This window comes from Qaidamihabitans albus (assembly GCF_016464705.1).
Taxonomy (GTDB): Bacteria; Actinomycetota; Actinomycetes; order Mycobacteriales; family Pseudonocardiaceae; genus Qaidamihabitans; species Qaidamihabitans albus.
Map to the genome: position 1 here is coordinate 45,435 of NZ_JAEHOB010000007.1, position 22,760 is coordinate 68,194.

The following is a 22,760-nucleotide window of genomic DNA, read 5'->3' on the forward strand; positions in this document are numbered from 1 at the left end:
GTAGCCGCGCCCGGAAAGGTTGCCGCGCACCGTCTACCGCGCCAGGGAGAATTCCCGCCGCGGCGCGTGACGCAGGTCGCCACGGCCGCCGGCGCGACCCGGCCCCTCGCGTGATCGTCCCACCACCCGGTACGGCAGGATGGCGCCTGCCGACGACGGATCAGCGAGCGGGAACGGGGGCGGCATGCACGACGGCAGTGGCCGCATCGCGGTGCAGAACCTCACCAAGCAGTTCGGTGCCGTCACGGCGGTGCAGAACCTGAGCTTCGCCGTGGAGCCGGGTTCGGTCACCGGATTCCTCGGGCCGAACGGCGCAGGCAAGACGACGACGCTGCGCATGCTGCTCGGTCTCGTCACCCCGACCGCGGGCATCGCGACGATCAACGGCAGGCAGCACCACCAGCTCGGCAACCCGGCGCGGGTGGTCGGTTCGGTGCTGGAGAACGAGGGCTTCCACCCGAAGCGCACCGCGCGCAACCACCTGCGCGTGTACGCCGCCGCGATCGGCGTGCCCGACCAGCGCGCGGACGAGCTGCTCGGGCTGGTGGGGCTGTCCTCGGCCGCCGAGCGCAAGGCCGGTGACTTCTCGCTCGGCATGCGCCAGCGGCTGGCGCTGGCGACGGCGCTGCTCGGCGACCCGCAGGTACTCGTGCTCGACGAGCCCGCGAACGGCCTCGACCCGGAGGGCATCGCCTGGCTGCGCACGTTCCTGCGCTCCTACGCGCAGCAGGGCCGCACCGTGCTGGTGTCGAGCCACCTGCTGTCCGAGGTCGAGCAGACCATCGACCAGGTCGTGATCATCAGCGCCGGGATGACCCGGTACTACGGTTCGCTCGACCAGCTCCGGAGCAGCCAGACCTCGCGCGTGCTCGTGCAGCCCGCCGACGCGGGCGCTCTGGTGAAGGCCCTGCAGGAAGCAGGCTTCACCCATATCGAGCCGACGCAGGACGGCCGGGTCGCGGTGAGCGGTGCGACCGTGCAGCAGATCGGGGATCTCGCGGCGAAGGCGGGGCTCGCGGTGTACGGCATGCAGGAGGACCGGGCCGATCTGGAACGGCTGTTCTTCCAGCTCACCAGCGGCCAGTACAGCGCGGGCCAGCTGCCCTACGGCCAGCAGCCACCACCACCGCAACAGCCACCCCCACCACCACCACCACCGCAGCAGCCGCCGGGCGGCTGGGGGCCACCACCGCCACCACAGCAGCAGCCGGGGCCGCAACAGGGCTGGGGAGGCCAGCGATGATGGGCAACCTCGTCAAGGCGGAGTTCCGCAAGACACTGACCACCAAGAGCTGGTGGGGCCTGATGATCCCCGCGGTGCTCTTCGGGTTCCTGTTCGCGCTCGCCTGGGGCGCGATCACCAACGACCTCAACGACTACCTGGGCAGCTCCGACGCGGAGGAGCTCGCGGCCCTGCTGGGAATCCAGCTCGGCGAGCTGCCGGTCGGCCTGCTGGCGCTGGGGCACGGGGTGAACATCGGCACGATGTTCCCGGTCATCTTCGGCGTGTTCGCCTTAGCGGGCGAGTACAGCAAGAAGACCATCACGACGACGTTCCTCACCGCACCGAACCGCGTCTCCGCGCTGACCGCGAAGATGATCACCTACATCGTTTGGGGCGCCGCGTACGGCGTGGTCATCGTCGGGGCCGCGAGCCTGGGCACCGTGCTCACCGTGGACGAGCGCGGCCTGCCCAGCGCCGGGCAGTGGCTCGGTGTGCTCGGTGCCGGCGTGCTGGCAACCGTGCTGGCGACCCTGTTCGGGATCGGCGTCGGTGCCGTGTGGAACAGCGTCGTCGGCAGCGTGGTCACGCTCACGATCTGGATGCTGGTCGTGGAGAACGTCCTGGTGTTCGTCGGCTTCGCGTGGCTGGGGATCACCTGGCTCGGCGGGGTCCTGCCGAACGGCACGCTGAACGGGATCGTGGGCGCCATCGGGGCGGAGGCGTTCGGCGCGGCGGGCGTGTCCGTGCCCGGCGAGCTCGACTCGGACCTGCAGTGGCTGCTGCAGTACACGGCGGGCGCGCCAGGAGCGTTCGCGTGGTGGGTGTCGGCGGCGATCTTCCTCGCCTGGACGATGGTGTTCTTCATCGGCGGGTGGGCGGCCAACCAGCGCAGGGACATCACCTAGCCACCCACGCCTCGTGAGTGCGCACACGAGTTAGAACTCGCGTAGCCACTCACGACCATAGCCTGGGGACGTGACCACCGCTCCCGCCCGAAGCCGCGACCGTGCCCCCGAACAGAACCTGGCCCGGGATCCCGGGCAGGCGCGGGCAGGGTGGATCCGCAGGTTGGCCGCCGCGTGCTGGCAGCACCCACGGCTCGTGCTGCTCGCCCTCGGCGCCGCCGTCGTCGGCGTCGGCTTGCAGGCGGCGAGCCCGCTGCTGGTGCGGGTCGCGGTGGACGACGCGGTCGCCGGTGAGACGGCCCGCCTCGGCGGGCTGGCCGCGGCCCTGATCGGGCTGCAGGTGCTGACCTTCGGCAGCGCGTTCGCCCGCCGCTACCTCGGCGGGCGCCTCGCCCTCGACGTGCAGCACGACCTGCGGCGCGCCGTTTTCGGCGCGGTCTCCCGGCTCGACGGCGGCAAGCAGGACTCGCTGCGCACCGGCCAGGTCGTCTCCCGCGCGATCACCGACCTGCAGCTCGTCACCGGCATCCTGATGCAGGTCCCGCTCTCGGCCGGTTCGGTGATCTTCGCGGTGCTCGCGCTCGGCGCGATGCTGTGGATGTCGCCGTTGCTCACGCTCATCGCCCTGGTGGTGGCACCGGCCGTGGCGATCGTGGTCGCGGTCAGCAGGCGCAGGCTGTTCCCTGCCACGTGGGCCGCCCAGCAGCGCGCGGCCGACGTCGCGCAGCAGGTCGAGGAGACCGTCACCGGCGTGCGCGTGGTCAAGGGCTTCGGCCAGGAGCAGCGCGAGGTCGGCAAACTCTCCGCCACCGCCAGGAAGCTGTACGCCGAGCGGCTGCGCGCGGCGCGCCTGTCGGCCGTGCCGACAGCGACCACGTCGGCGCTGCCCGCGGCGGGACAGGTCGCCGTGCTCGCGGCGGGTGGCCTGCTGGCGCTGCGCGGTGACATCAGCCTTGGCACCTTCCTCGCGTTCGCCACCTACGTCTCCGCGCTGATCGGTCCCGCCCGCATGCTGGCGAGCCTTGTGGTGCAGGCGCAGCTCACTCGCGCCGGTGCCGAGCGCGTGCACGAGCTCATCGACGCCCAGCCCGAGGTGCGCGAGCACCCGGACGCGCGGCCGCTGCCAGAAGGCCCGCTGGAGGTCCGGCTGGACGGCGTGCGGTTCGGCTACACCCGCTCGGAGCCGGTGCTCGACGGCCTGTCGCTGCACGCGCGGGCAGGCGAGACGCTCGCCCTCGTCGGCACGGCCGGATCGGGCAAGTCCACCATCTCGCTGTTACTGCCCCGCTTCTACGACCCGCACGAGGGTTCCATCCACATCGGACCGCCGGGTGACGCCCCGGACATCCGTGAGGTGCGCCTCGCCGATCTCAGGCGCGCGATCGGCGTGGTGTTCGAGGAGGCTTTCCTGTTCTCCTCTTCGGTCCGCGACAACATCGCCTACGGCCGACCCGACGCGAGCGACGAGGAGATCGTCGCCGCCGCGAGGGCCGCCGAGGCGCACGAGTTCATCACCGAGCTGCCGGACGGCTACGACACGCTGGTCGGCGAGCGCGGGCTGACGCTTTCCGGCGGGCAACGGCAGCGGATCGGGCTGGCCAGGGCCCTGCTGACCGACCCGCGCCTGCTGCTGCTGGACGACGCCACGTCGGCCGTGGACACGGTGACCGAGGCGGCGATCCACGACACGCTGCGCGCGGTCACCCGGGCACGGACGACGATCCTGATCGCGCACCGGCGCTCCACGCTCGACCTCGCCGACCGGATCGCCGTGCTCGACGCGGGCAAGGTCGTCGACGTCGGCACGGCCGAGGAGCTGCACGAGCGCTGCGCCCTGTTCCGTGACCTGGTGTCCGGGCCGGGCGAGGACGTCGAGCATGTCCGGCGGCACGACACGTTCACCCGCGACGCCTCCGGGATCACCCCGCAGCTGTGGCCGGAGCCGGGCGAGCAGGACGAGGTGGGCGAGCTGGCGGAGTCGGCGGCGCACCGCTCGGCCCCGGCCGGTGGCGGTGACGGCGGCGGGCGGGCGTCCCTGAACCTGCCGCCGACACCCGAACTGCTCCAACGGGTTCGGGCACTGCCGCCCGCGAGATCGCCGCAGCTCGGCGACACCGACCCGACGGCACCCGACCCGCGGTTCCGCCTCGGCAGGCTGCTGCGCCCGGTGCGCGGCCTGCTCGCCGCGGTGGTCGCGCTGGTGGCCGTCGACGCGCTCGCGACCGTCGCCGTGCCCGCCCTGTACCAGCGCGGCGTCGACGACGGCGTGCGCACGGGCGCGGAGTCCGTCGTCCTGCTGGTGGCGGCCGTCGGAGTGCTCGTGATCATGATCGACTGGCTGGTCATCGCGGTGCAGACCCGGCTCACCGCGCGGACCGGCGAGTCCGTGCTCTACCTGCTGCGGGTGCGCAGCTACGCGCACCTGCAACGGCTCGGCCTCGACTACTACGAGCGCGAGCTCTCCGGCCGGATCATGACCCGGATGACCACCGACGTGGACGCGCTGTCCACGTTCCTGCAGACCGGCCTGGCGACCGCCGTCGTCAGCGTGCTCACCATCGCCGGCATCGGCGGCGCGCTGTTCATCACCGACCTCGGCCTGGCGCTCTACGCGCTGGCGGTGCTGCCCGTGCTCATCGTGGCGACCGCGATCTTCCGCAGGCTCTCCTCGGCCGCCTACACCGAGGCTCGGGAACAGGTCAGCGCCGTGAACGCCGACATGCAGGAGAACGTCTCGGGGCTGCGGGTCGCGCAGGCCTACACGCGCGAGGAGCGCTCCGCGCAGGCGTTCGCCTCGCGCAGCGACGCCTACCGGCGTACCCGCCTGCGCGCGCAGCGCTACGTCGCCACCTACTTCCCGTTCATCACGCTCCTCTCCGGTGTCGCCGAGGCGATCGTGCTGGTCGTGGGCGCGAACCGGGTGGCGGCGGGCACGCTGTCTCCCGGCGTGCTGCTCGCGTTCATGCTCTACCTCGGACTGTTCTTCTCGCCGGTGCAGCAGCTGTCTTCCGTCTTCGACGCCTACCAGCAGGCGAAGGTGGGCCTGCGCCGGATCGGCGACCTGCTGCGCACCCCGACGTCGGTGCCGCAGCCGGACCGGCCGGTGCCCGTGCCGCGGCGGCTGCGCGGTGACGTCGAGCTGGACGGTGTCGACTTCGGCTACTCCGGCACGGACACGCTCGCGCTGCGCGAGGTGTCCATGCGAGTGCCCGCGGGGACCACCGTCGCGCTCGTCGGCGCCACCGGAGCCGGAAAGTCCACCGTGGTGAAGCTCGTGGCCCGGTTCTACGACGCCACTCGCGGCACCTTGCGCGTCGACGGCGTGGACGTGCGCGACTACGACCTCGCGGGCCTGCGCGCCCGGCTGGGCGTCGTACCGCAGGAGGCACATCTGTTCACCGGCACGGTGGCCGACAATGTGCGTTACGGTCGCCCGTCGGCCACCGACGCCGAGGTCGAGGCGGCGGTACGGGCGGTCGGCGCGCTGGAGGGTGTGGCGGCGCTGCCGTCGGGCTTCCATCAGCCGGTCGGCGAGCGGGGCCGGTCGCTGTCGGCCGGACAGCGGCAGCTGGTCGCGCTCGCGCGGGCCCAGCTGGTGGACCCGGACGTGCTCCTGCTCGACGAGGCCACGGCCGCGCTGGACCCGGCGACCGAGGCGACGGTCCTGCGGGCGGCCGACCGGCTCACCCAGCGGCGGACGACGTTCGTGGTGGCCCACCGGCTGGCGACCGCGGCCCGCGCCGACCGGATCGCGGTGCTGGACCACGGCCGGGTCGTCGAGCAGGGCACGCACGCGGAACTGCTCGCAGCGGGTGGTCAGTACGCCGCTCTCTGGCGGCAGCAGTAGCACGGCATCGATCACTGGACCGGTTCAGTGACAAATACCAAAGCATCGGTCCAGCAGTTGACCCAGTTCGCTGCCGGGCCGCCACGCGAGGGGGTTAGCCTGGAAGGCGCGTAATCGGACAACACAGATCGAGACGGATAGAGGCGAGTCCAAGCCGTGTCCAGCAGCAGCCCTGCGTCACAGTTCGGCCCCAACGAATGGCTCGTCGAGGAGATGTACGACCAGTTCCTCGCCGACCCCTCCTCAGTAGACGCCGCATGGCATGACTTCTTTGCCGACTTCAAGCCCACGCAGGCAGCGCAACAGAAGCCGGATACCGCCGAGAGCACGCCGTCGCCCAACGGGCAGCGCCCCGCCCCGAAGACCCAGCAGGCTCCGGCCCGGGACGAGCCGAAGCAGCAGGCACAGCAGACACAGCAGACGCCGAAGGTCGCGCCGAAGGCCGAGGCGAAGCCGGCCGCCAAGGAGAAGCAGGCCGCCAGGGACCAGCAGCCCAAGGGCGAGCAGGCGAAGCCCGCCCCCGCGAAGCAGGCACCCGCCAAGGCCGACGAGCCCGAGCGCAAGCCGCTGCGCGGCGCCGCCGCGGCGATCGCGAAGAACATGGACGCCTCGCTGAGCGTGCCGACGGCCACCAGCGTGCGCGCGGTGCCGGCGAAGCTGATGGCCGACAACCGCATCGTGATCAACAACCACCTCAAGCGCACCCGCGGCGGGAAGATCTCGTTCACCCACCTCATCGGGTACGCGATGGTCCGCGCGCTGCACGACTTCCCGAACCTCAACCGGCACTACGAACTGGTCGACGGCAAGGCGCACGCGGTCACGCCCGAGCACATCAACCTCGGCCTCGCGATCGACATGAAGGTCAAGGAGGACCAGCGCACGCTGGTCGTGGCCTCCATCAAGAACACGGAGAACATGACGTTCCTCCAGTTCTGGCAGGCCTACGAGGACATCGTCAAGAAGGCGCGCAACAACAAGCTCACCGCGGACGACTTCGCCGGAACCACGATCTCGCTGACCAACCCGGGCGGCATCGGCACCAACCACTCGGTGCCCCGCCTGCAGTCGGGTCAGGGCGCCATCATCGGCGTCGGCGCGATGCAGTACCCGGCCGCGTTCGAGGGCACCAGCGAGCAGACGCTGGTCAAGCTGGGCGTCAGCAAGATCATGACGCTGACCTCGACCTACGACCACCGCATCATCCAGGGCGCGGAGTCGGGCGAGTTCCTCAAGCGCATCCACGAGCTGCTGCTCGGCGGGGACGGCTTCTACGACGACATCTTCACCTCGCTGCGGCTGCCGTACGAGCCGGTGCGGTGGGTCGAGGACATCCCCGAGGGCGAGATCGACAAGACCGCCCGCGTGCTGGAGCTGATCGACGCCTACCGGATGCGCGGCCACCTCATGGCCGACACCGACCCGCTGAACTACCGGCAGCGGCGGCACGAGGACCTGGACATCCTGTCCCACGGGCTGACCCTGTGGGACCTCGACCGCGACTTCGCCGTCGGCGGGTTCGCCGGGCAGCAGCGGATGAAGCTGCGCGACGTGCTCGGTGTGCTGCGGGACTCCTACTGCCGGACGGTCGGCGTCGAGTACACGCACATCCTCGACCCCGACGAGCGCCGCTGGATCCAGGACCGCGTGGAGATCCCGCACGAGAAGCCGGACCCGGCCGTGCAGAAGTACGTGCTGTCCAAGCTCAACGCCTCCGAGGCGTTCGAGACGTTCCTGCAGACGAAGTACGTCGGGCAGAAGCGGTTCTCGCTCGAAGGCGGTGAGACGGTGATCCCGCTGCTGGACACCGTGCTCGACAAGGCCGCGGAGCACGAGCTCGACGAGGTCGTCGTGGGCATGCCGCACCGCGGGCGGCTCAACGTGCTCGCCAACATCGTCGGCAAGCCGATCTCGCAGATCTTCCAGGAGTTCGAGGGCAACCTCGACCCTGGCCAGGCGCACGGCTCCGGTGACGTGAAGTACCACCTCGGCGCCGAGGGCAAGTACTTCCGGATGTTCGGCGACGGCGAGACGAAGGTGTCGCTGACCGCCAACCCCTCGCACCTGGAGACCGTGGACCCGGTGCTCGAGGGGATCGTGCGCGCCAAGCAGGACATCCTCGACAAGGGCGACCGCGATTCCGGCGGCTTCACCGTGCTGCCGGTGCTGCTGCACGGCGACGCCGCGTTCGCAGGCCAGGGCGTGGTCGCCGAGACGCTGAACCTCGCGCTGCTGCGCGGCTACCGCACCGGCGGCACCGTGCACGTCATCATCAACAACCAGGTCGGCTTCACGACCGCACCCGAGCACGCCCGCTCGTCGCAGTACGCCACCGACGTCGCGAAGATGATCGGCGCGCCGATCTTCCACGTGAACGGCGACGACCCCGAGGCCGCGTACTGGGTGGCGCGGCTGGCCGTGGACTACCGGCAGGCGTTCAACAAGGACGTCGTGATCGACATGATCTGCTACCGGCGGCGCGGCCACAACGAGGGTGACGACCCCTCGATGACCCAGCCCGGGATGTACGACATCATCGACGCCAAGCGCAGCGTCCGCAAGACCTACACCGAGTCGCTGATCGGCCGCGGGGACATCTCGGTGGACGAGGCCGAGGCGGCGCTGCGGGACTTCTCCAGCCAGCTGGAGCACGTGTTCAACGAGGTCCGCGAGCTGGAGAAGCACCCGATCGCGCCGAGCCCTTCGGTCGAGGAGGAGCAGCAGGTGCCGGCCAAGGTGCCGACGGCGGTTCCCCGCAGCCTCATCGAGCACATCGGCGACGCCTTCGTCAACCTGCCCGAGGGCTTCAACCCGCACCCACGGGTCAAGCCCGTCCTGGAGCGGCGGGCGAAGATGGCCCGCGAGGGCAACATCGACTGGGCGTTCGGCGAGCTGCTCGCGTTCGGCTCGCTGGCCTGCGAGGGCAGGCTCGTGCGGCTGTCCGGGCAGGATTCCCGGCGGGGCACGTTCACCCAGCGGCACTCGGTGGTCATCGACCGCAAGAGCGGCCAGGAGTACTCGCCACTGCAGCACCTGTCCGAGAACCAGGGCCGCGTGATGATCTACGACTCGGCGCTGTCCGAGTACGCGGCCGTGGGCTTCGAGTACGGCTACTCGGTGGCCAACTCGGACGCGCTGGTGATGTGGGAGGCGCAGTTCGGCGACTTCGTCAACGGCGCGCAGACCGTCATCGACGAGTACATCTCCTCCGGCGAGGCCAAGTGGGGACAGCTCTCCGACGTCGTGCTGCTGCTGCCGCACGGGCACGAGGGCCAGGGGCCGGACCACACCTCCGGCCGGATCGAGCGCTTCCTGCAGCTGTGCGCGGAGGGTTCGATGACCGTGGCGGTGCCCTCCACCCCGGCGAACTACTTCCACCTGCTGCGCAGGCACGCCCTCGACGGCGTCAACCGGCCGCTGATCGTGTTCACCCCCAAGTCGATGCTGCGGAACAAGGCCGCGACGTCGTCGGTGGAGGACTTCACCGACCAGTCGAAGTTCCTCTCCGTCATCGACGACGAGACGATCGACCCAGCCAAGGTCCGCAAGGTGCTGCTCACCTCCGGGAAGCTCTACTGGGAGATGGTGGCCGAGCGCGCCAAGCAGGAGATCGAGGACATCGCGATCGTGCGCGTCGAGCAGTACTACCCGCTGCCGAAGAAGAAGCTCGCGGCCGCGATCGAGCGGTACTCGAACGCGAAGGCCGTGGCCTGGGTCCAGGAGGAGCCGGAGAACCAGGGCGCGTGGCCGTTCTTCGGGCTGAACCTGCCGCGCAAGCTTCCGGAGGTGTGCTCCGGCCTGCAGGTGTTCGCCCGCCGGCCGATGGCCGCGCCGTCGGCGGGTTCGTCGAAGGTGCACGAGGTGGAGCAGAAGGCCCTCATCGCGAAGGCCTTCGAATAGCAGGCCCGCCGGGGTCGTGAGTGCGCACGCGAGTTAGAACTCGGCTCCTCACTCACGACCCCGGGCCAGGCCGTTCTCCCGCAGGAAGTCCTCCGCGATGTCCAGCGGATGCCGTTTCTCCTCGGAGAACTCGACGTTGAGCCGGGTCAGCTTCTCTGTCGTCAGCACCGCGGAAACCTCGTTCAGCGCCTGCTTCTCGCGTTCGGACAGCGCACCCCTCGCCGCGAGCGGCACGATGTTCTGTGCGGGGAACATGGACTTGTCGTCCTCCAGTGGGACGAAACCGTTGTTCTCGATCGTGGCCGACGTGCTGAACAGGTCAGCCACCTGGATGTCGCCCGAGCGCAGGGCGGCCACGGTCACGGGACCACCCGTATCGGTCACCGTGATCTGCTTGAACTCGCAGCCGTACAGCTCCTTGATCTTCTCCCGCCACCGGTCGGCCCACTGGCCCGGCCCGCCGAAGACGAGATCACCGCACAGCGGTGCGAGGTCGGAGATGGTACGCACGCCCTGGTTCGCGAGATCCCGGCGGACCACGAGCACGTCGGTGTCCTCGGCGGGCGCCTGGTCGAGCACCTCGAACCCGGCGGGCAGCGCGCGGCGCAGCTCGGTGTAGACCTCCTGTGACGTGGTTGCCTCGGTGTTCTCGTCGAAGTAGCGCAGCAGGTTGCCGCTGTAGTCCGGCACCAGCGAGAGCGAGCGGTCCCGCAGCGCCTCCACCACGACCTCACGGCCGCCGACCGGCGGATGCACGCTCACGTTCTCCGAGCCGGCGTTGCGCAGTGCCCCGGCGTAGATCTGGGCGAGCAACAGCGTCTCCCCTACGTCCGAGGCGCCGATGACGATCTCCCCGCGCCCCGCACCGCCCTCCATCGGATTGCCGCACGCGGCGGCCAGCAGGCCGATCCCGGCCAGCAGTGCGAGCAGGCGCGACCGCACGCGACGCCACCTCACGCGACCACCTCCTCCGTCGCCGCGGGGCCCGCAGCCCGCCTGCCCGCGGTGGCGATCCGGACCCCCTTGGGCACCAGCGCGCGCTGGACGGCCGCGATCACGAGATCCAGGATGACGGCGAGCAGGGCGGTGAGGATCGCCCCGGCCGTCACCTCGCCGTAGTCGAAGTTGGCCAGGCCGTCGAACAGGTACCGGCCCAGTCCGCCCAGCCCCACGTAGGCGGCGACCGCGGCGGTGGCGACCAGTTGCAGCACGGCGTTGCGCACGCCACCGAGGATGAGCGGCAACGCGATGGGCACCTCGATCCGCCACAGCCGCTGCCCGCCGCGCATGCCCATGCCCTCGGCCGCGTCGACGACGTCGTGGTCGACGGCCTGGATACCGGCATAGGTACCGGCCAGGATCGGCGGGACCCCCAGCACCACCAGACCGATGAGCGCCGCCACGAAGCTGTCGGTGAACAGCAGGAACAGGAAGGTCACCAGACCGAGTGTCGGCAGCGCGCGGATCGCGTTGCCGGAGCCGACGAGCACTACCGCGCCGCGCCGGGTGTGCCCGACGAACAGGCCGAGCGGCACCGCGATCGCCGCCGCGATCAGCAGCGCGAGCGCGACGTACCCGGCGTGCTGGAGAACCCTGGCGGGCACCCCGTCCGTTCCCTGCCAGTTCGCGGGATCGGACACCCAGTCGACGAGCTCGGGGATCATGCCGCGCTCACCTCCGCCTTACCCGGTGCCGCGCGATCCCATGGTGTGAGCGACCTGCGCAGTGCCACGAGCAGCAGGTCGACCACGAGTGCGAGCAGCAGCGTCAGCACGATGCCGACGACGATCGGCGCGAAGTAGACCCGCTGGAAGCCGTCGGTGAACAGCACGCCGAGACCACCGGTGCCGATGAGCGCGCCCACGCTGACCAGGCTGATATTGCTCACCGAGGCCACCCGCACGCCGGCCGCGAGCACCGGCACCGCCAGCGGCAGCTCCACGGCGAAGAAGCGCCTGGCGGGGCGGTAACCGAGTGCGGTGGCCGACGCGACCACGTGCGGCGGCACCGCGTCCAGCGCATCGAGCACCGGGCGGACCAGCAGTGCCGTGGTGTAGACGGTCAACCCGACAACCACGTTGGCACTGCTGGTGAACTTCGTCCCGATGATGCCGGGAATCACCATGAACAGCGCCAGTGACGGGATCGTGTAGAGCAGATTGGACAGCACGAAGAGAACACCGCGGACCCGGCGACGGCCGCGGCCCAGCCACCCGGCCGCGATCGCCAGCACGGCGCCGAACACGAGCGGCAGCAGGGCGAGGTAGCAGTGGTCCAGCAGGTTCGCCAGGATCTGTGCCCGGACGTTCTCGCTGCCGAGGAAGCGGGACAGCTCGTCGAGGAACGTCATGCGCCACCCACGCCCTCGGGATGGCCCTCGATGACGTCGAGCACCTGATGAGCGGTGACCACGCCGATCGCCTTGCCGCCTTCGTCGACGACCACGCCCAGCCCCGCGGGCGAGGACAGCGCCGCGTCGAGCGCACCCCGAATCGGATCTCCCTGCCGGTAGAGGGAACCACCGGCGACGAGGTCGCTCTCCGCCAGCTCCCCATCCACAGTGGAGTCCGGAGGGAGCCAGCCGCGCGGCTCGCCCTCGTCGTTCACCGCGAGCCGCCAGTGCGGCTCCACGACGTCCGGCGCGCTGCCGACCCGGATCGTCGGTACGTCCTCGACGCGTACCCCTTCGGCGGAGAGGAACGACAGCCCGCGGTAACCGCGGTCCTTGCCGACGAACCCCGCGACGAAGTCGTCGACGGGATGGCGCAGCACGTCCGCGGGGGTGCCGTACTGGGCGAGCCTGCCGCCGACCCGCAGCACCGCCACCTTGTCGCCGAGCCGGATGGCCTCGTCGATGTCGTGCGTCACGAACACGATCGTCTTGCCCAGCCGCGCCTGCAACCGCAGCAGCTCGTCCTGAAGCCCCTGGCGCACCACGGGATCGACCGCGGAGAACGGTTCGTCCATCAGCAGCACCGGCGCGTCGGCGGCGAGCGCGCGGGCGACACCGACCCGTTGCTGCTGCCCGCCGGAAAGCTGAGCGGGATAGCGCCTGCCCAGCTCGGCAGGCAACCCGACGGTCTCCAGCAGCTCGGCGGCCCGCTGCCGCGCCTTCCTGCGGTCCCAGCCGGACAGCAGCGGCACGGTGGCGACATTGCCCAGAACCGTCCGATGTGGAAAGAGGCCGGCGTGCTGGATGACGTACCCGATCCCCCGCCGCAGCACCGCCGGATCGGACTCGCGGATATCCTGGCCGTCGAGCAGCACCGTGCCCGCCGTCGGCTCGATCATCCGGTTGATCATGCGCAGCGAGGTCGTCTTGCCGCAGCCGGACGGACCGACGAGGACGGTGATGGTGCCGTCCTCCACAGTGAGACTGAGGTCGTCGACGGCGACAGTGCCGTCCGGGTACTTCTTCGTAACGCCGCGGAACTCGATTCCCATACGCGCGCTCCCCTGTTCGGACGGACAGCCCGCCCGACCGTAGCCGAGATCGCCCGCGAAGGCACGGGCCCGGACGATCTACGCTCGGGTCGTGAGCACACCCGATACCGTCCTCGCCGGGCACGGCGCACACGTACGGCCGTTGCGCCACGCGCTCGCCCTGCTCGCCGAGGGCTGGCAGGAGTTCGACGCGTTGGTACGCGAGACGGCGGCGCCCCGGCGCAGCGTCGAGGAGCTGCTCGCCGCACTCGGCGACGATCTGGAACGCGGCGGCACGGCAGTGCGGATCCGCCCTGCCGCCGCAGGCCGCTACGCCCCGCCCCGCGTGACCGGTGACCTCCCGCCGTCGCACCCGGACCTGCTGGCCGAGCTGAGCAGGCACATCGACGAGGTGCCGCCGCCGCTGCCCGCGCTGGATCACGTGCAGGCGACCCCGGAGACGGTGCTACGGCGTGCGCGATGGCTGGACGAGCAGTACGACCTGCGCACCGCGCGACTTGTGTTCGTCGGTGACCACGACCTCACCTCACTCGCCGTGCGCGCGCTGCGCCCGGAGGCCGAGCTCACCGTCCTTGACGTCGATGACCGGGTGCTGGAGTACCTCGACCGGCTCAGCGGCCGCACGATCCGGACCGTGTACGCGGACCTGCGGTTCGGGCTGCCACTCGCCGTGGCCGGGAGTGCGGACGTGGTGTTCAGCGACCCGCCGTACACCCCGGAGGGCATGGCGCTGTTCGCCGGGCACGGCGTCGACTGCCTGGCGGACCCGCCGAGGGGACGACTGGTGCTCGCCTACGGCTACAGCTCGCGGCATCCCTCGCTCGGGCAGCAGGTGCAGCGGGAGCTGCTCGCGCTCGGCCTCACGTTCGAGGCGATCCTGCCGGACTTCCACCGCTATCGCGGCGCGCAGGCCATCGGCAGCGCGGCCGACCTGTACGTGTGCCAGCCGACGCCGCGGAATCGCAAGAAGGGCAGGGGCAAGCCCCGGCCCGCCATCTACTCGCACGGGCCACGGTCGGTGGAGTCGGGACAGACCCCGGCGAGACTCCTCGACGCGCTCACCGCGCACGCCGCCGAGGGCGGCCGCACCGTGGACCTGCGTGGCCCGGACTGGACGAAGCCGATCACGCCGGCCGAAGGTACGGCCGTGGCGATGGATCTCACCGGCGATCCGGGGCCGTGGCTGCCGCGGGCACTTCTCGCCGTGAACGCCGAGCGGGTGGCGCTGCTGGTCCCGAACGCACATCCCGACCTCGGCAACGCGCGGGCGCAGGCCGCGCTGACCGAACTCGTCGGCGACAAGTACCGGCTCCGGCTGCTGCGCAGCACACCGGACGACCACCACGCCGTGGTGGTCGCCGACGCGGTGCCGGCGCACGAGGTGCCGCCTGCCGTGCACGCGGTGTGGAGCCGCGCACACGGCAGGCTCGGCAACACGGTGCGGGCGGCCGGAGGCGGCGGGAGCGAGACACACGACATCGCGGACCACCGGCTGGTGGACCTGCCCCGGCATCGCCTGGTCGAACTACGGCACCTGCTGGCCCGCTCGTGAGTGTGAAACCGCGTTAGAACTCGGTTTCACACTCACGAGCGGTGCGCTGCTACTTGGTCACGCCGTCGGCCGCGGCGGCCTTCGCGACGGCGGCGGCCACCTCGGGTGCGACCCGGGAGTCGAGCGGGCTCGGCACGATGTGGTCGGCGGCGAGGTTGTCGGCGGCCACCGAGGCGATCGCGTCCGCCGCGGCGAGCTTCATGTTCTCGGTGATCGCCCGCGCACCGGCGTCCAGGGCTCCGCGGAAGACCCCGGGGAACGCGAGCACGTTGTTGATCTGGTTCGGGAAGTCGCTGCGCCCGGTGGCCACGACCGACGCGTACCGCGCCGCGACGTCCGGGTGCACTTCGGGGTCCGGGTTCGACAGCGCGAACACGATCGAGTCGTCGGCCATCGTGGCCAGCAGGTCCTCCTCGATCGTGGCGCTCGAAAGGCCGATGAACACGTCCGCGCCGTTGATGGCCTCGGCGAGGCCACCGCGCAGGCCGCTCTTGTTCGTCGTCCCGGCGAGCTCCTCCTTGATCGGGTTCAACCCTGCGCGGCCCGGGTGGATGATGCCCTTCGAGTCGAGCACGGTCACGTCACCGGCCCCGGCGGCCTGCAGGATCCTGGCACAGGCGACCCCGGCGGCCCCCGCGCCGGAGATCACCACCCGCTGGTCGGCCACCGCCCGGTCCAGCACCATGTTCGCGCCACGCAGCGCCGCGAGCACCACGATGGCGGTGCCGTGCTGGTCGTCGTGCATCACCGGGCAGTCGAGCGCCTGCTTGACCTTGTCCTCCAGCTCGAAGCAGCGCGGCGCCGAGATGTCCTCGAGGTTCACCGCGCCGAACGACGGGCGCAGCCGCACCAGCGTCTCGACGATCTCGTCGACGTCGGTGGTGTCGAGCACGAGCGGAATCGAGTTCAGCCCGGCGAAGCTCTTGAATAGCACCGACTTGCCCTCCATCACCGGCAGCGACGCGCTCGCACCGATGTCGCCGAGGCCGAGCACGGCGGTGCCGTCGCTGACCACGGCGACCAGCCGGTCCGCCCACGTGTACCGCTCGGCGAGGGCGGCATCCTCCGCGATGGCGCGGCTCACCTTCGCCACGCCGGGCGTGTAGGCGATGGACAGGTCCCGTGCGTGCGAGATGGGGGCGTTCGCGGTCACGGAGAGCTTGCCGCCCTCGTGCCCGGTGAAGATCTCCTCGTCGCTCACTTCAGCGGCGGTGTCGGACCTGGCCTGGTCGTTCATGGCTCTTCCTGTCATCGGTTCGGGCATGACCTCAGCGTCTGACACCGGGCTCGCTACCTGAGCTTGGGACACGTCAATCTCCAACAGCTGAAAGAAGAGGCGCCGGCGCGGCGCCCGTACTGCATGGGGGCTCCTCCAGCACGACCGAGCGTCGCGGTAGCGGCGAGTAGTCGGCGAGGCGTCCGTCGAAGCCCATGGTGGGGCTACGGCCGCGGACGCGGCGGTTCCCACAGTGTGACAGGCCGGTCCCGGGTACTGCCGCCCAGGTGCGGTTGAGATCACAGATACGACGGACTTTGCGCAGGTCAGAAGAGGTAGTAGCAAGACGACCGTCCGGCTTGGAAAGGTGTCGTTAGGCTTGGTCCATGAACGTGCGCGAGCTGGCCGTACGGGACGCCTACGAGTTCGTCCCCCGCGTCTTCCCCGACCACCGCGGCGCTTTCGTCGCTCCGTTCCAGGAGGCCGCGTTCGTCGAGGCGGTCGGGCACCGGCTGACTGTCGCGCAGTCCAACCACAGCGTGTCGCGCCGGGGCACCATTCGCGGCGTGCATTTCGCGGACACGCCACCCGGGCAGGCGAAGTACGTCTACTGCCCGCGAGGCGCGCTGCTCGACGTGACCGTGGACGTCCGCGTCGGCTCCCCGACCTTCGGCGAGTGGGACGCCGTCCTGCTGGACAGCACCGGGTTCCGCTCGGTCTACCTCGCCGAGGGCCTCGGCCACGCTTTCATGGCGCTGGAGGACGACACGGCGATGGCCTACCTGTGCTCGACGGGCTACAACCCGGCCGGCGAGCACGGCATCAACCCGCTGGACCCCGCGCTGGGCCTGCCCTGGCCCGCCGACATCGACCCGATCCTGTCCGAAAAGGACTCCGCAGCGCCCACGCTCTCCGAGGCCGAGCGCGCCGGACTGCTCCCCACCTACGACGATTGCCTGGCGTACTACGACAAGCTTCGCTGACCGGCAACTCCGCGGGTCAGGCGAGGTCCTCGGCGAGCACGCGTTCGATGTTGCGCTCGGCGAGCGCGGTGATCGTCACGAACGGGTTGACGCCGGTGCTGCCGGGAATGAGCGAGCCGTCGGTGACGTAGAGGTCCGGGTACCCGCGGACCCGGCCGTACAGGTCGGTGACCTCGCCCAGCGGCAGCCCGCCGAGCGGATGGTAGGTGAACCTGTTCTCGAACACCCGGGTGCCGCCGAAGAGATCGGACCGGTAAATCGTGCCGTTCACCCGGTTGATCTCGTCGAACAACGTCTTCGCGGCGTCGATCGAGGGCTGGCCCTGATCCGCCGCCCACCGCAGCCGGGCGGAGTCGCTCGCGGCGTCGTAGGTGAAGTGGCCGCGCTCCGAGTTCCTGGTGATCGCCAGATACAGGCTCAGCCAGGTCTCCGTACCGGCGGGCACCGGTGCGACCTCGGCGAACACCGGCTGCTCGCGGCCGTCCCATGCGTCGATGCCCAGTGCCGGCATCCCGGACTGGATCGCACCGGTGGTGTCCCAGATGTGGTTGGCGCGCCCGAGCATGACGTTGCCGTTCGTGCCCCAGCCCTGCCCGATCTCCTCACCGAGCCCGGACAGCGCGCCGGTCTCCCGCGCCCGCAGCAGCAGTTCGGTGGAGCCGATGCTGCCGGCACCCAGGAACAGATGCCTCGTGGCTATCTCGCGGGTGGCGAGCACCGTGCCGTCGGTGCCGAGCTCGCGCACCGTGAGCACGTACCCGCCGCCGGGCTGCCGGTGGATCGCGCGGACCTCGCGCAACGCCTCGATCGTGACGTTGCCGGTGCCCAGTGCCGCGGGCAGATACGTCTTGTCCAGCGAGCGCTTGCCGTGGTTGTTGCCGTAGATCACCTCGGAGGCCAGCGCCGAGCGCGGCACCTCGCCCGCCTCCTCGCGCTCCATGTAGCCGAAGTCGTAGACGCTCGGCACGAACGTGGTGCCGAGCCCGGCGTTGTGCGCGTGTCTGCGCGACACGCGCGCGAACTTGTACGCCTCGCACGTCTCGAACCACGCGCTGTCGATGTGGTTCACCCCGAGTGCCGCGTTGGCCCGCGGGAAGTAGGTGCCGTACATCTCGTCGGCGTCCACCCCGGGCAGGAGCTCCTCGAAGTAGGACCGTCTCGGGGTGACCGCCATCGCGCCGTTGACCAGCGAGCCGCCGCCGACGCCCCGGCCCACGTAGACGGACATGGCGTCGTAGTTGATGCGGTCGAGCACGCCCGCGTAGCGCTCGATGTCCCGGTTGATGTCCACCCAGAGAAACCGCGACAGCGGCATCTCGGTGCGCTCCTTGAGCCACATCGAACGGCGGTCGGGGGCGAGCATGTCGGTATAGACCCGGCCATCGCTCGCCGGTGTGTCCCACAGCTGCCCCATCTCCAGCATGAGCGTGGGAATGCCCGCCTCCCCCAGCCGCAGTGCCGTGACCGCGGCCCCGTACCCGGTGCCGATCACGACGGCTGGCGAGTAGTCCGGGGAGCGGGCGGCCGAGGCGCTCGCCGTGGAGATCGTCGTGACGCCGAGTGCCGCGGCGGAGTTCAGCGCGGCCAGGCCGAGGAATCTCCGGCGGGAGAGCGGGAAAGGCATGGTGAACATCGTTCACGTTCGCGCACGGAACGAGCAAGCAGTCGCTCGGTTAACGGCGTTAATTCCACTCGTCCGGCGCAGCCGTGGCGCCGCGGCCCTACGCCCGCGGCTTGCGGGTGACCCAGATCGTGATCGTGGCGGTCACCACGGGTTTTCCGTGCTTGTCCGAGACGGTGACCGGGACGTCCAGCTCGGTGCCCCCTTCACCGAACTCGGGCAACTCGGCCAGTTCCGCCACGGCGGTAAGGCCGGTCTCCGCCTTCGCGACGTAGGCCGTGGTCATGCCCTTGGGCAGCCAGCGGTGCGTCGCGGGCACGGTCGCCTCGGCGAGCATGCCCATGGCCAGCTCGGCCAGGTTGCACGCGGCAATGGCGTGGAAGGTGCCGATGTGGTTGCGCACACCCCACCACTTGGGCGCGCTGACCTCGCAGTAGCCAGGCCGCATGTCGCGTACGTGCGGCAGCACCGTGCGGAAGTAGGGCACCCGCAGGCAGAGCGCGGCCGAGAACAGCCGCCGCCCACCGGGTTTGCCTGCCAGCCGGGTCCACATCGCGTAAGTCGGGCTCGTGGCCATCACGCCTCCTAAGTTACCAACCAGTAGCCTGTCAGACGGCCAGCTATATTCGCAAACGTGGATCACGCGCTCTACCTACTCCGGCACGGCGAGACGGAATGGTCGGCCACCGGCAGGCACACCGGCCGCACCGACCTGCCGCTCACCGCGGCGGGCGAGGACCAGGCACGTGCGGCGGGCCGCACCTACGCCCACATGCGCGACCAGCGCTCGGTCCCGCTGGTGCTGAGCAGTCCGCGGGAGCGTGCGCTGCGCACCGCGGAGCTGGCCGGCCTTCGCATCGACGAGAAGACCGAGGAGCTCGCCGAATGGGACTACGGCGACTACGAGGGCCTGACCACCGACCGGATCCGGGAGACCGTCCCGGGCTGGACGGTCTGGTCCCACGCGGTGCCGGGCGGGGAGAGCGCCGCGCAGGTGGCCGCACGAGCCGACACGCTGCTGCCCCGGGTGCGGCAGACCCTCGCACACGCGGACGTTGTCCTGGTCGGCCACGGGCACTTCAGCCGGGTCCTGGTCGCCCGCTGGCTCGGCCTGGATGTCACCGCCGGCGTCCACTTCAAGCTCGGCCCGGCCGGCCTCACCGTGCTCGGTGACGAGCGCGGTGAACCGCGGATCGACCATCTCAACATCCCGCCGAGCCAGGAGGCCCCGTGACCGTCCGCCGCGTCCGAGAGTCCGACGTCGACGCCGTCGTCGGGCTGGTGCACGAGCTCGCCGAGTACGAGAGGGCGCCGAACGAGTGCCACCTGACCGCGGCGCAGCTCCGCGCCGCCCTGTTCGGTGAGCATCCGGCCCTGTTCGGGCACGTCGCCGAGGCGGACGGCGAGGTTGTCGGCTGCGCGCTGTGGTTCCTCAACTTCTCGACCTGGCGCGGCGTGCACGGCATCTACCTCGAGGACCTCTACGTCCGCCCGGACCGGCGCGGGTCGGGGCTCGGCAGGGCGCTGCTGGCCGCCCTCGCCGAGGAATGCGTACGCCGCGGCTACGCCCGCCTGGAGTGGTGGGTGCTCGACTGGAACGCCCCCGCCATCGGGTTCTACAAGTCCATCGGCGCGGTGCCGATGGACGAGTGGACCGTCTTCCGCCTCACCGACGAGCCGCTGCGGGCGCTGGCCGGGAGCTGAGAACCCCAGCAGCCGGCACCACTGCCCGAGACGCTCACTCCTCGGGCCGCTCGCGACGGGCGGCGCGGCCCTCGGCCCCGCCCCGCCGCGCGGCCTCCTCCTCGGTCTCGCCCTCGAGCTGGCCCAGCACCCACGCGCGGGACGCCCTGCGGAAGAGCAGCACCACCACGAGCGCGCCCGCGGCCAGCGTCGGGATGCCGATGCCCGGCTGGGACGACGGCCCGGTGGCGTACCAGCCGATGCCGACGAGCAGCAGGCCGAGGACGACACCGGGCGAGCGCGCCCAGGTCTTGCCGAGCACCAGACCCGCGGCGCAGGCCAGCACGCCGAGACCGAGCAGCACGTAGTACGCGACCTCGGCGTAGATGTTGTTGCCCGGCTGCTCGGGCGCACCGCCCGACTCCAGCGCGATGACCACGCCGATCGCCACCATCGCGAACCCGGGCAGCGCGGTGAGCGCACCCGCGAGGCGCACCTCGCGCGGCGCCGGGGAGAACCTGTCGGCGAGCGACACGCGTACTGCCCTTTCCGAGGACCGGGACACGGCCGGAGTCAGGTGACCGTGTGTGAACGCCTTCGATGGTATGCCACCCGGTCGGCCGTTTTCGGCCGGCCGCCCAGCGGGTCAAGATGCTGGTGCAGTCGTCGATGAGCGGGCGGTCGGCCCGGGTGCACTTGTCACGGCGGTCGGTCAGAGCACTGTCGTTTCGGAAACGGAGGGCAGCCGGCACAGGGATCGAAGTCGCGGAAGGCGCGCCAGAGCCGCGCGAGCACGGTGACGAGGTTCGCAGGAGGTTGTCCGGCCGATCGGGCCGCACGGGCCCTCCGGTCACTTAGTCTGCAGTGGTGCGAGCAGTCCTCGTCGTGAACCCGCAAGCCACCGCCACCACCCCCGGTGGCCGTGACGTGCTGGCGCACGCCCTGGCCAGCCAGGTGAAGCTGGACGTCGTCGAGACCGACTATCGCGGGCACGCCAGTGCGGTCGCCCGCGCGGCGGCCAGGGACGACATCGACCTCGTCGTCGCGCACGGCGGCGACGGCACCGTGAACGAGGTCGTCAACGGGCTGCTGGCGGACACCGGCGGCCGCCCGGGCGGGTACGGCCAGGTGCCGATGCTCGGTGTCGTGCCCGGCGGTTCGGCTAACGTGTTCGCCCGCGCGCTCGGGCTGCCACGTGACCCGGTCGAGGCCACCCACCGGCTGCTGCACGCCGTCGAGGAACGGCGCAGCAGGCAGGTGGGACTCGGGCTGGCAGGCGAGCGGTGGTTCACGTTCAACGCCGGTCTCGGCTGGGACGCCGACGTGGTTTCCGGCGTCGACCGCCGCCGCGGCAAGCGCACGGGCCCTTCCCTGTACCTGCGGACGGCGGTGGCCTGCTACCTGCGTCCCCCGCTCGGCCGGCCCGCGCTGACCGTCCAGGTGCCCGGCGAGCAGCCGGCGGAAGTGCGTACGGCGTTCGTCTCGAACACAGACCCCTGGAGCTATCTGGGCAACCGCCCGATCCATCTCAACACGCAGAGCTCCTTCGACACCGGGCTCGGCCTGTTCGCGTTGCGCGGCCTGGCGCTGCCGAGCGTGCTGCGGCATCTGCGGCAGGCGCTGCGGACGCGGAGCAGGCATCGCGGCCGGAACCTGCTCCGGCACGACGATCTGCCGATCATCCGCATCGTCGCCGAAGAACCGGTAAACTTCCAGGTGGATGGGGATCTGGTCGGGCAGCGGACCCGGGTGGAGTTCCGGAGCGTGCCCCGCGCGCTCACCGTCGCGGTCTGAGCGATCACGGCGACCGGGGACACCCGGATGATCGTGCGGGGCAAACTCAGAGTTGCCGCTCATCGACGGAGAGCCTCCGTTCGCCGCATCGTTTGTTGCCGGCGAAGCGGGTTCTCGGCTCATATTCGCAGGTCAGACGCGTAGCTCGGCCGGGTGAGCTGACTCACCGATCTCCGGAAAACCCTTGTCGAACTCGGTGCTTCGTGAAAGCATTCACAAGCACCCCAAATAACGACCGCCATGACGACTGTGGCGCGGAGCACCGCGCCCTTATCGAGGAGCTCAGAGAAATGGACTGGCGCCACCGCGCGGCCTGCCGAGACGAGGACCCGGAACTGTTCTTCCCCGTGGGAACCAGCGGGCCGGCACTCTCGCAGATCACCGCGGCGAAGGCCGTGTGCCACCGTTGCACCGTCGCGTCCGACTGCCTGGCCTGGGCACTGGCCAGTGGACAGGACGCCGGCGTCTGGGGCGGTATGAGCGAGGACGAGCGGCGCGCTCTCAAGCGTCGCCGTGCGCAGATCGGCACGCGAAGCAACGCCTGAACGTACTGAAGAATCAGATAGCAAACTTTCGCTCGGCGAGGTTCC

At 70.7% G+C, this 22,760-nt stretch carries 18 protein-coding genes; 10 read left to right on the forward strand and 8 right to left on the reverse strand.

The window, feature by feature from the left end:
• Positions 1–184 precede the first annotated feature (184 nt).
• The 4 genes from JAP66_RS15420 to JAP66_RS15435 all read left to right on the forward strand — a co-directional run bounded on the left by JAP66_RS15420 (position 185) and on the right by JAP66_RS15435 (position 9,877).
• Positions 185–1,243 (forward strand): ABC transporter ATP-binding protein, encoded by a 1,059-nt coding sequence (locus JAP66_RS15420; protein WP_199432434.1) that lies wholly within the window; start codon positions 185–187, stop codon positions 1,241–1,243.
• On the forward strand, positions 1,243–2,130 hold the full coding sequence (locus JAP66_RS15425) for an ABC-2 transporter permease (protein WP_199432676.1): 888 nt from the start codon (positions 1,243–1,245) through the stop codon (positions 2,128–2,130). The genes JAP66_RS15420 and JAP66_RS15425 overlap by 1 nt, the downstream gene beginning before the upstream one ends.
• Before the next feature lie 70 nt (positions 2,131–2,200).
• Complete coding sequence (locus tag JAP66_RS15430; RefSeq protein ID WP_372448974.1) at positions 2,201–5,977, forward strand: ABC transporter ATP-binding protein; 3,777 nt, start codon at positions 2,201–2,203, stop codon at positions 5,975–5,977.
• A gap of 156 nt (positions 5,978–6,133) precedes the next feature.
• On the forward strand, positions 6,134–9,877 hold the full coding sequence (locus JAP66_RS15435; RefSeq protein ID WP_199432435.1) for a multifunctional oxoglutarate decarboxylase/oxoglutarate dehydrogenase thiamine pyrophosphate-binding subunit/dihydrolipoyllysine-residue succinyltransferase subunit: 3,744 nt from the start codon (positions 6,134–6,136) through the stop codon (positions 9,875–9,877).
• A 48-nt stretch (positions 9,878–9,925) separates the two neighbouring features.
• Here the strand turns inward: JAP66_RS15435 and JAP66_RS15440 are convergent, their stop codons facing one another.
• From JAP66_RS15440 to JAP66_RS15455, 4 genes are read right to left on the reverse strand one after another with little or no spacing between them, the layout of a single operon-like run.
• Positions 9,926–10,807, reverse strand: a complete 882-nt coding sequence (locus JAP66_RS15440) for an ABC transporter substrate-binding protein (RefSeq protein ID WP_372448979.1) — start codon at positions 10,805–10,807, stop codon at positions 9,926–9,928.
• A gap of 23 nt (positions 10,808–10,830) precedes the next feature.
• The gene (locus JAP66_RS15445) at positions 10,831–11,541 is read right to left on the reverse strand and encodes an ABC transporter permease (protein WP_199432436.1); all 711 of its coding nucleotides are present in this window, start codon (positions 11,539–11,541) and stop codon (positions 10,831–10,833) included.
• Positions 11,538–12,227 carry an ABC transporter permease gene (locus JAP66_RS15450; protein WP_199432437.1) on the reverse strand — a complete coding sequence of 230 codons (690 nt, stop codon included), beginning with the start codon at positions 12,225–12,227 and terminating at the stop codon, positions 11,538–11,540. The genes JAP66_RS15445 and JAP66_RS15450 overlap by 4 nt, the downstream gene beginning before the upstream one ends.
• Positions 12,224–13,321, reverse strand: coding sequence for an ABC transporter ATP-binding protein (locus JAP66_RS15455; RefSeq protein ID WP_199432438.1), 1,098 nt, complete (start codon positions 13,319–13,321; stop codon positions 12,224–12,226). The genes JAP66_RS15450 and JAP66_RS15455 overlap by 4 nt, the downstream gene beginning before the upstream one ends.
• Positions 13,322–13,412: 91 nt before the next feature.
• Here JAP66_RS15455 and JAP66_RS15460 point away from each other — a divergent pair, with 91 nt between their 5' ends.
• Positions 13,413–14,873 carry a bis-aminopropyl spermidine synthase family protein gene (locus tag JAP66_RS15460; protein ID WP_199432439.1) on the forward strand — a complete coding sequence of 487 codons (1,461 nt, stop codon included), beginning with the start codon at positions 13,413–13,415 and terminating at the stop codon, positions 14,871–14,873.
• 49 nt (positions 14,874–14,922) lie between these two features.
• Here the strand turns inward: JAP66_RS15460 and JAP66_RS15465 are convergent, their stop codons facing one another.
• A complete protein-coding gene (locus tag JAP66_RS15465; RefSeq protein WP_199432679.1) occupies positions 14,923–16,110 on the reverse strand; it encodes an NAD(P)-dependent malic enzyme in 1,188 nt (395 codons plus the stop codon).
• Between the two features lie 365 nt (positions 16,111–16,475).
• Between JAP66_RS15465 and JAP66_RS15470 the strand changes: the two genes are divergently transcribed.
• Positions 16,476–17,072, forward strand: coding sequence for a dTDP-4-dehydrorhamnose 3,5-epimerase family protein (locus JAP66_RS15470; protein ID WP_199432440.1), 597 nt, complete (start codon positions 16,476–16,478; stop codon positions 17,070–17,072).
• A 16-nt stretch (positions 17,073–17,088) separates the two neighbouring features.
• Here the strand turns inward: JAP66_RS15470 and JAP66_RS15475 are convergent, their stop codons facing one another.
• Both JAP66_RS15475 and JAP66_RS15480 read right to left on the reverse strand, forming a co-directional pair.
• Positions 17,089–18,696: a GMC oxidoreductase gene (locus tag JAP66_RS15475; protein WP_199432680.1), complete on the reverse strand. Its 1,608-nt coding sequence runs from the start codon at positions 18,694–18,696 to the stop codon at positions 17,089–17,091.
• A gap of 97 nt (positions 18,697–18,793) precedes the next feature.
• Positions 18,794–19,270 (reverse strand): hotdog fold domain-containing protein, encoded by a 477-nt coding sequence (locus JAP66_RS15480; RefSeq protein WP_199432441.1) that lies wholly within the window; start codon positions 19,268–19,270, stop codon positions 18,794–18,796.
• A 57-nt stretch (positions 19,271–19,327) separates the two neighbouring features.
• On the opposite strand from JAP66_RS15480, the gene JAP66_RS15485 reads away from it, so the two are divergent.
• Both JAP66_RS15485 and JAP66_RS15490 read left to right on the forward strand, forming a co-directional pair.
• Entirely contained in the window at positions 19,328–19,927 is a 600-nt protein-coding gene (locus JAP66_RS15485) for an acid phosphatase (protein WP_199432442.1), read from the forward strand.
• Positions 19,924–20,397 (forward strand): GNAT family N-acetyltransferase, encoded by a 474-nt coding sequence (locus tag JAP66_RS15490; RefSeq protein WP_199432443.1) that lies wholly within the window; start codon positions 19,924–19,926, stop codon positions 20,395–20,397. The genes JAP66_RS15485 and JAP66_RS15490 overlap by 4 nt, the downstream gene beginning before the upstream one ends.
• Before the next feature lie 34 nt (positions 20,398–20,431).
• Here JAP66_RS15490 and JAP66_RS15495 read toward each other — a convergent pair whose 3' ends face one another.
• Positions 20,432–20,911, reverse strand: a complete 480-nt coding sequence (locus JAP66_RS15495) for an NUDIX hydrolase (protein WP_199432444.1) — start codon at positions 20,909–20,911, stop codon at positions 20,432–20,434.
• 332 nt (positions 20,912–21,243) lie between these two features.
• On the opposite strand from JAP66_RS15495, the gene JAP66_RS15500 reads away from it, so the two are divergent.
• Positions 21,244–22,170 (forward strand): diacylglycerol/lipid kinase family protein, encoded by a 927-nt coding sequence (locus tag JAP66_RS15500; RefSeq protein ID WP_199432445.1) that lies wholly within the window; start codon positions 21,244–21,246, stop codon positions 22,168–22,170.
• A 290-nt stretch (positions 22,171–22,460) separates the two neighbouring features.
• On the forward strand, positions 22,461–22,715 hold the full coding sequence (locus tag JAP66_RS15505; protein ID WP_199432446.1) for a WhiB family transcriptional regulator: 255 nt from the start codon (positions 22,461–22,463) through the stop codon (positions 22,713–22,715).
• Positions 22,716–22,760: the final 45 nt, after the last annotated feature.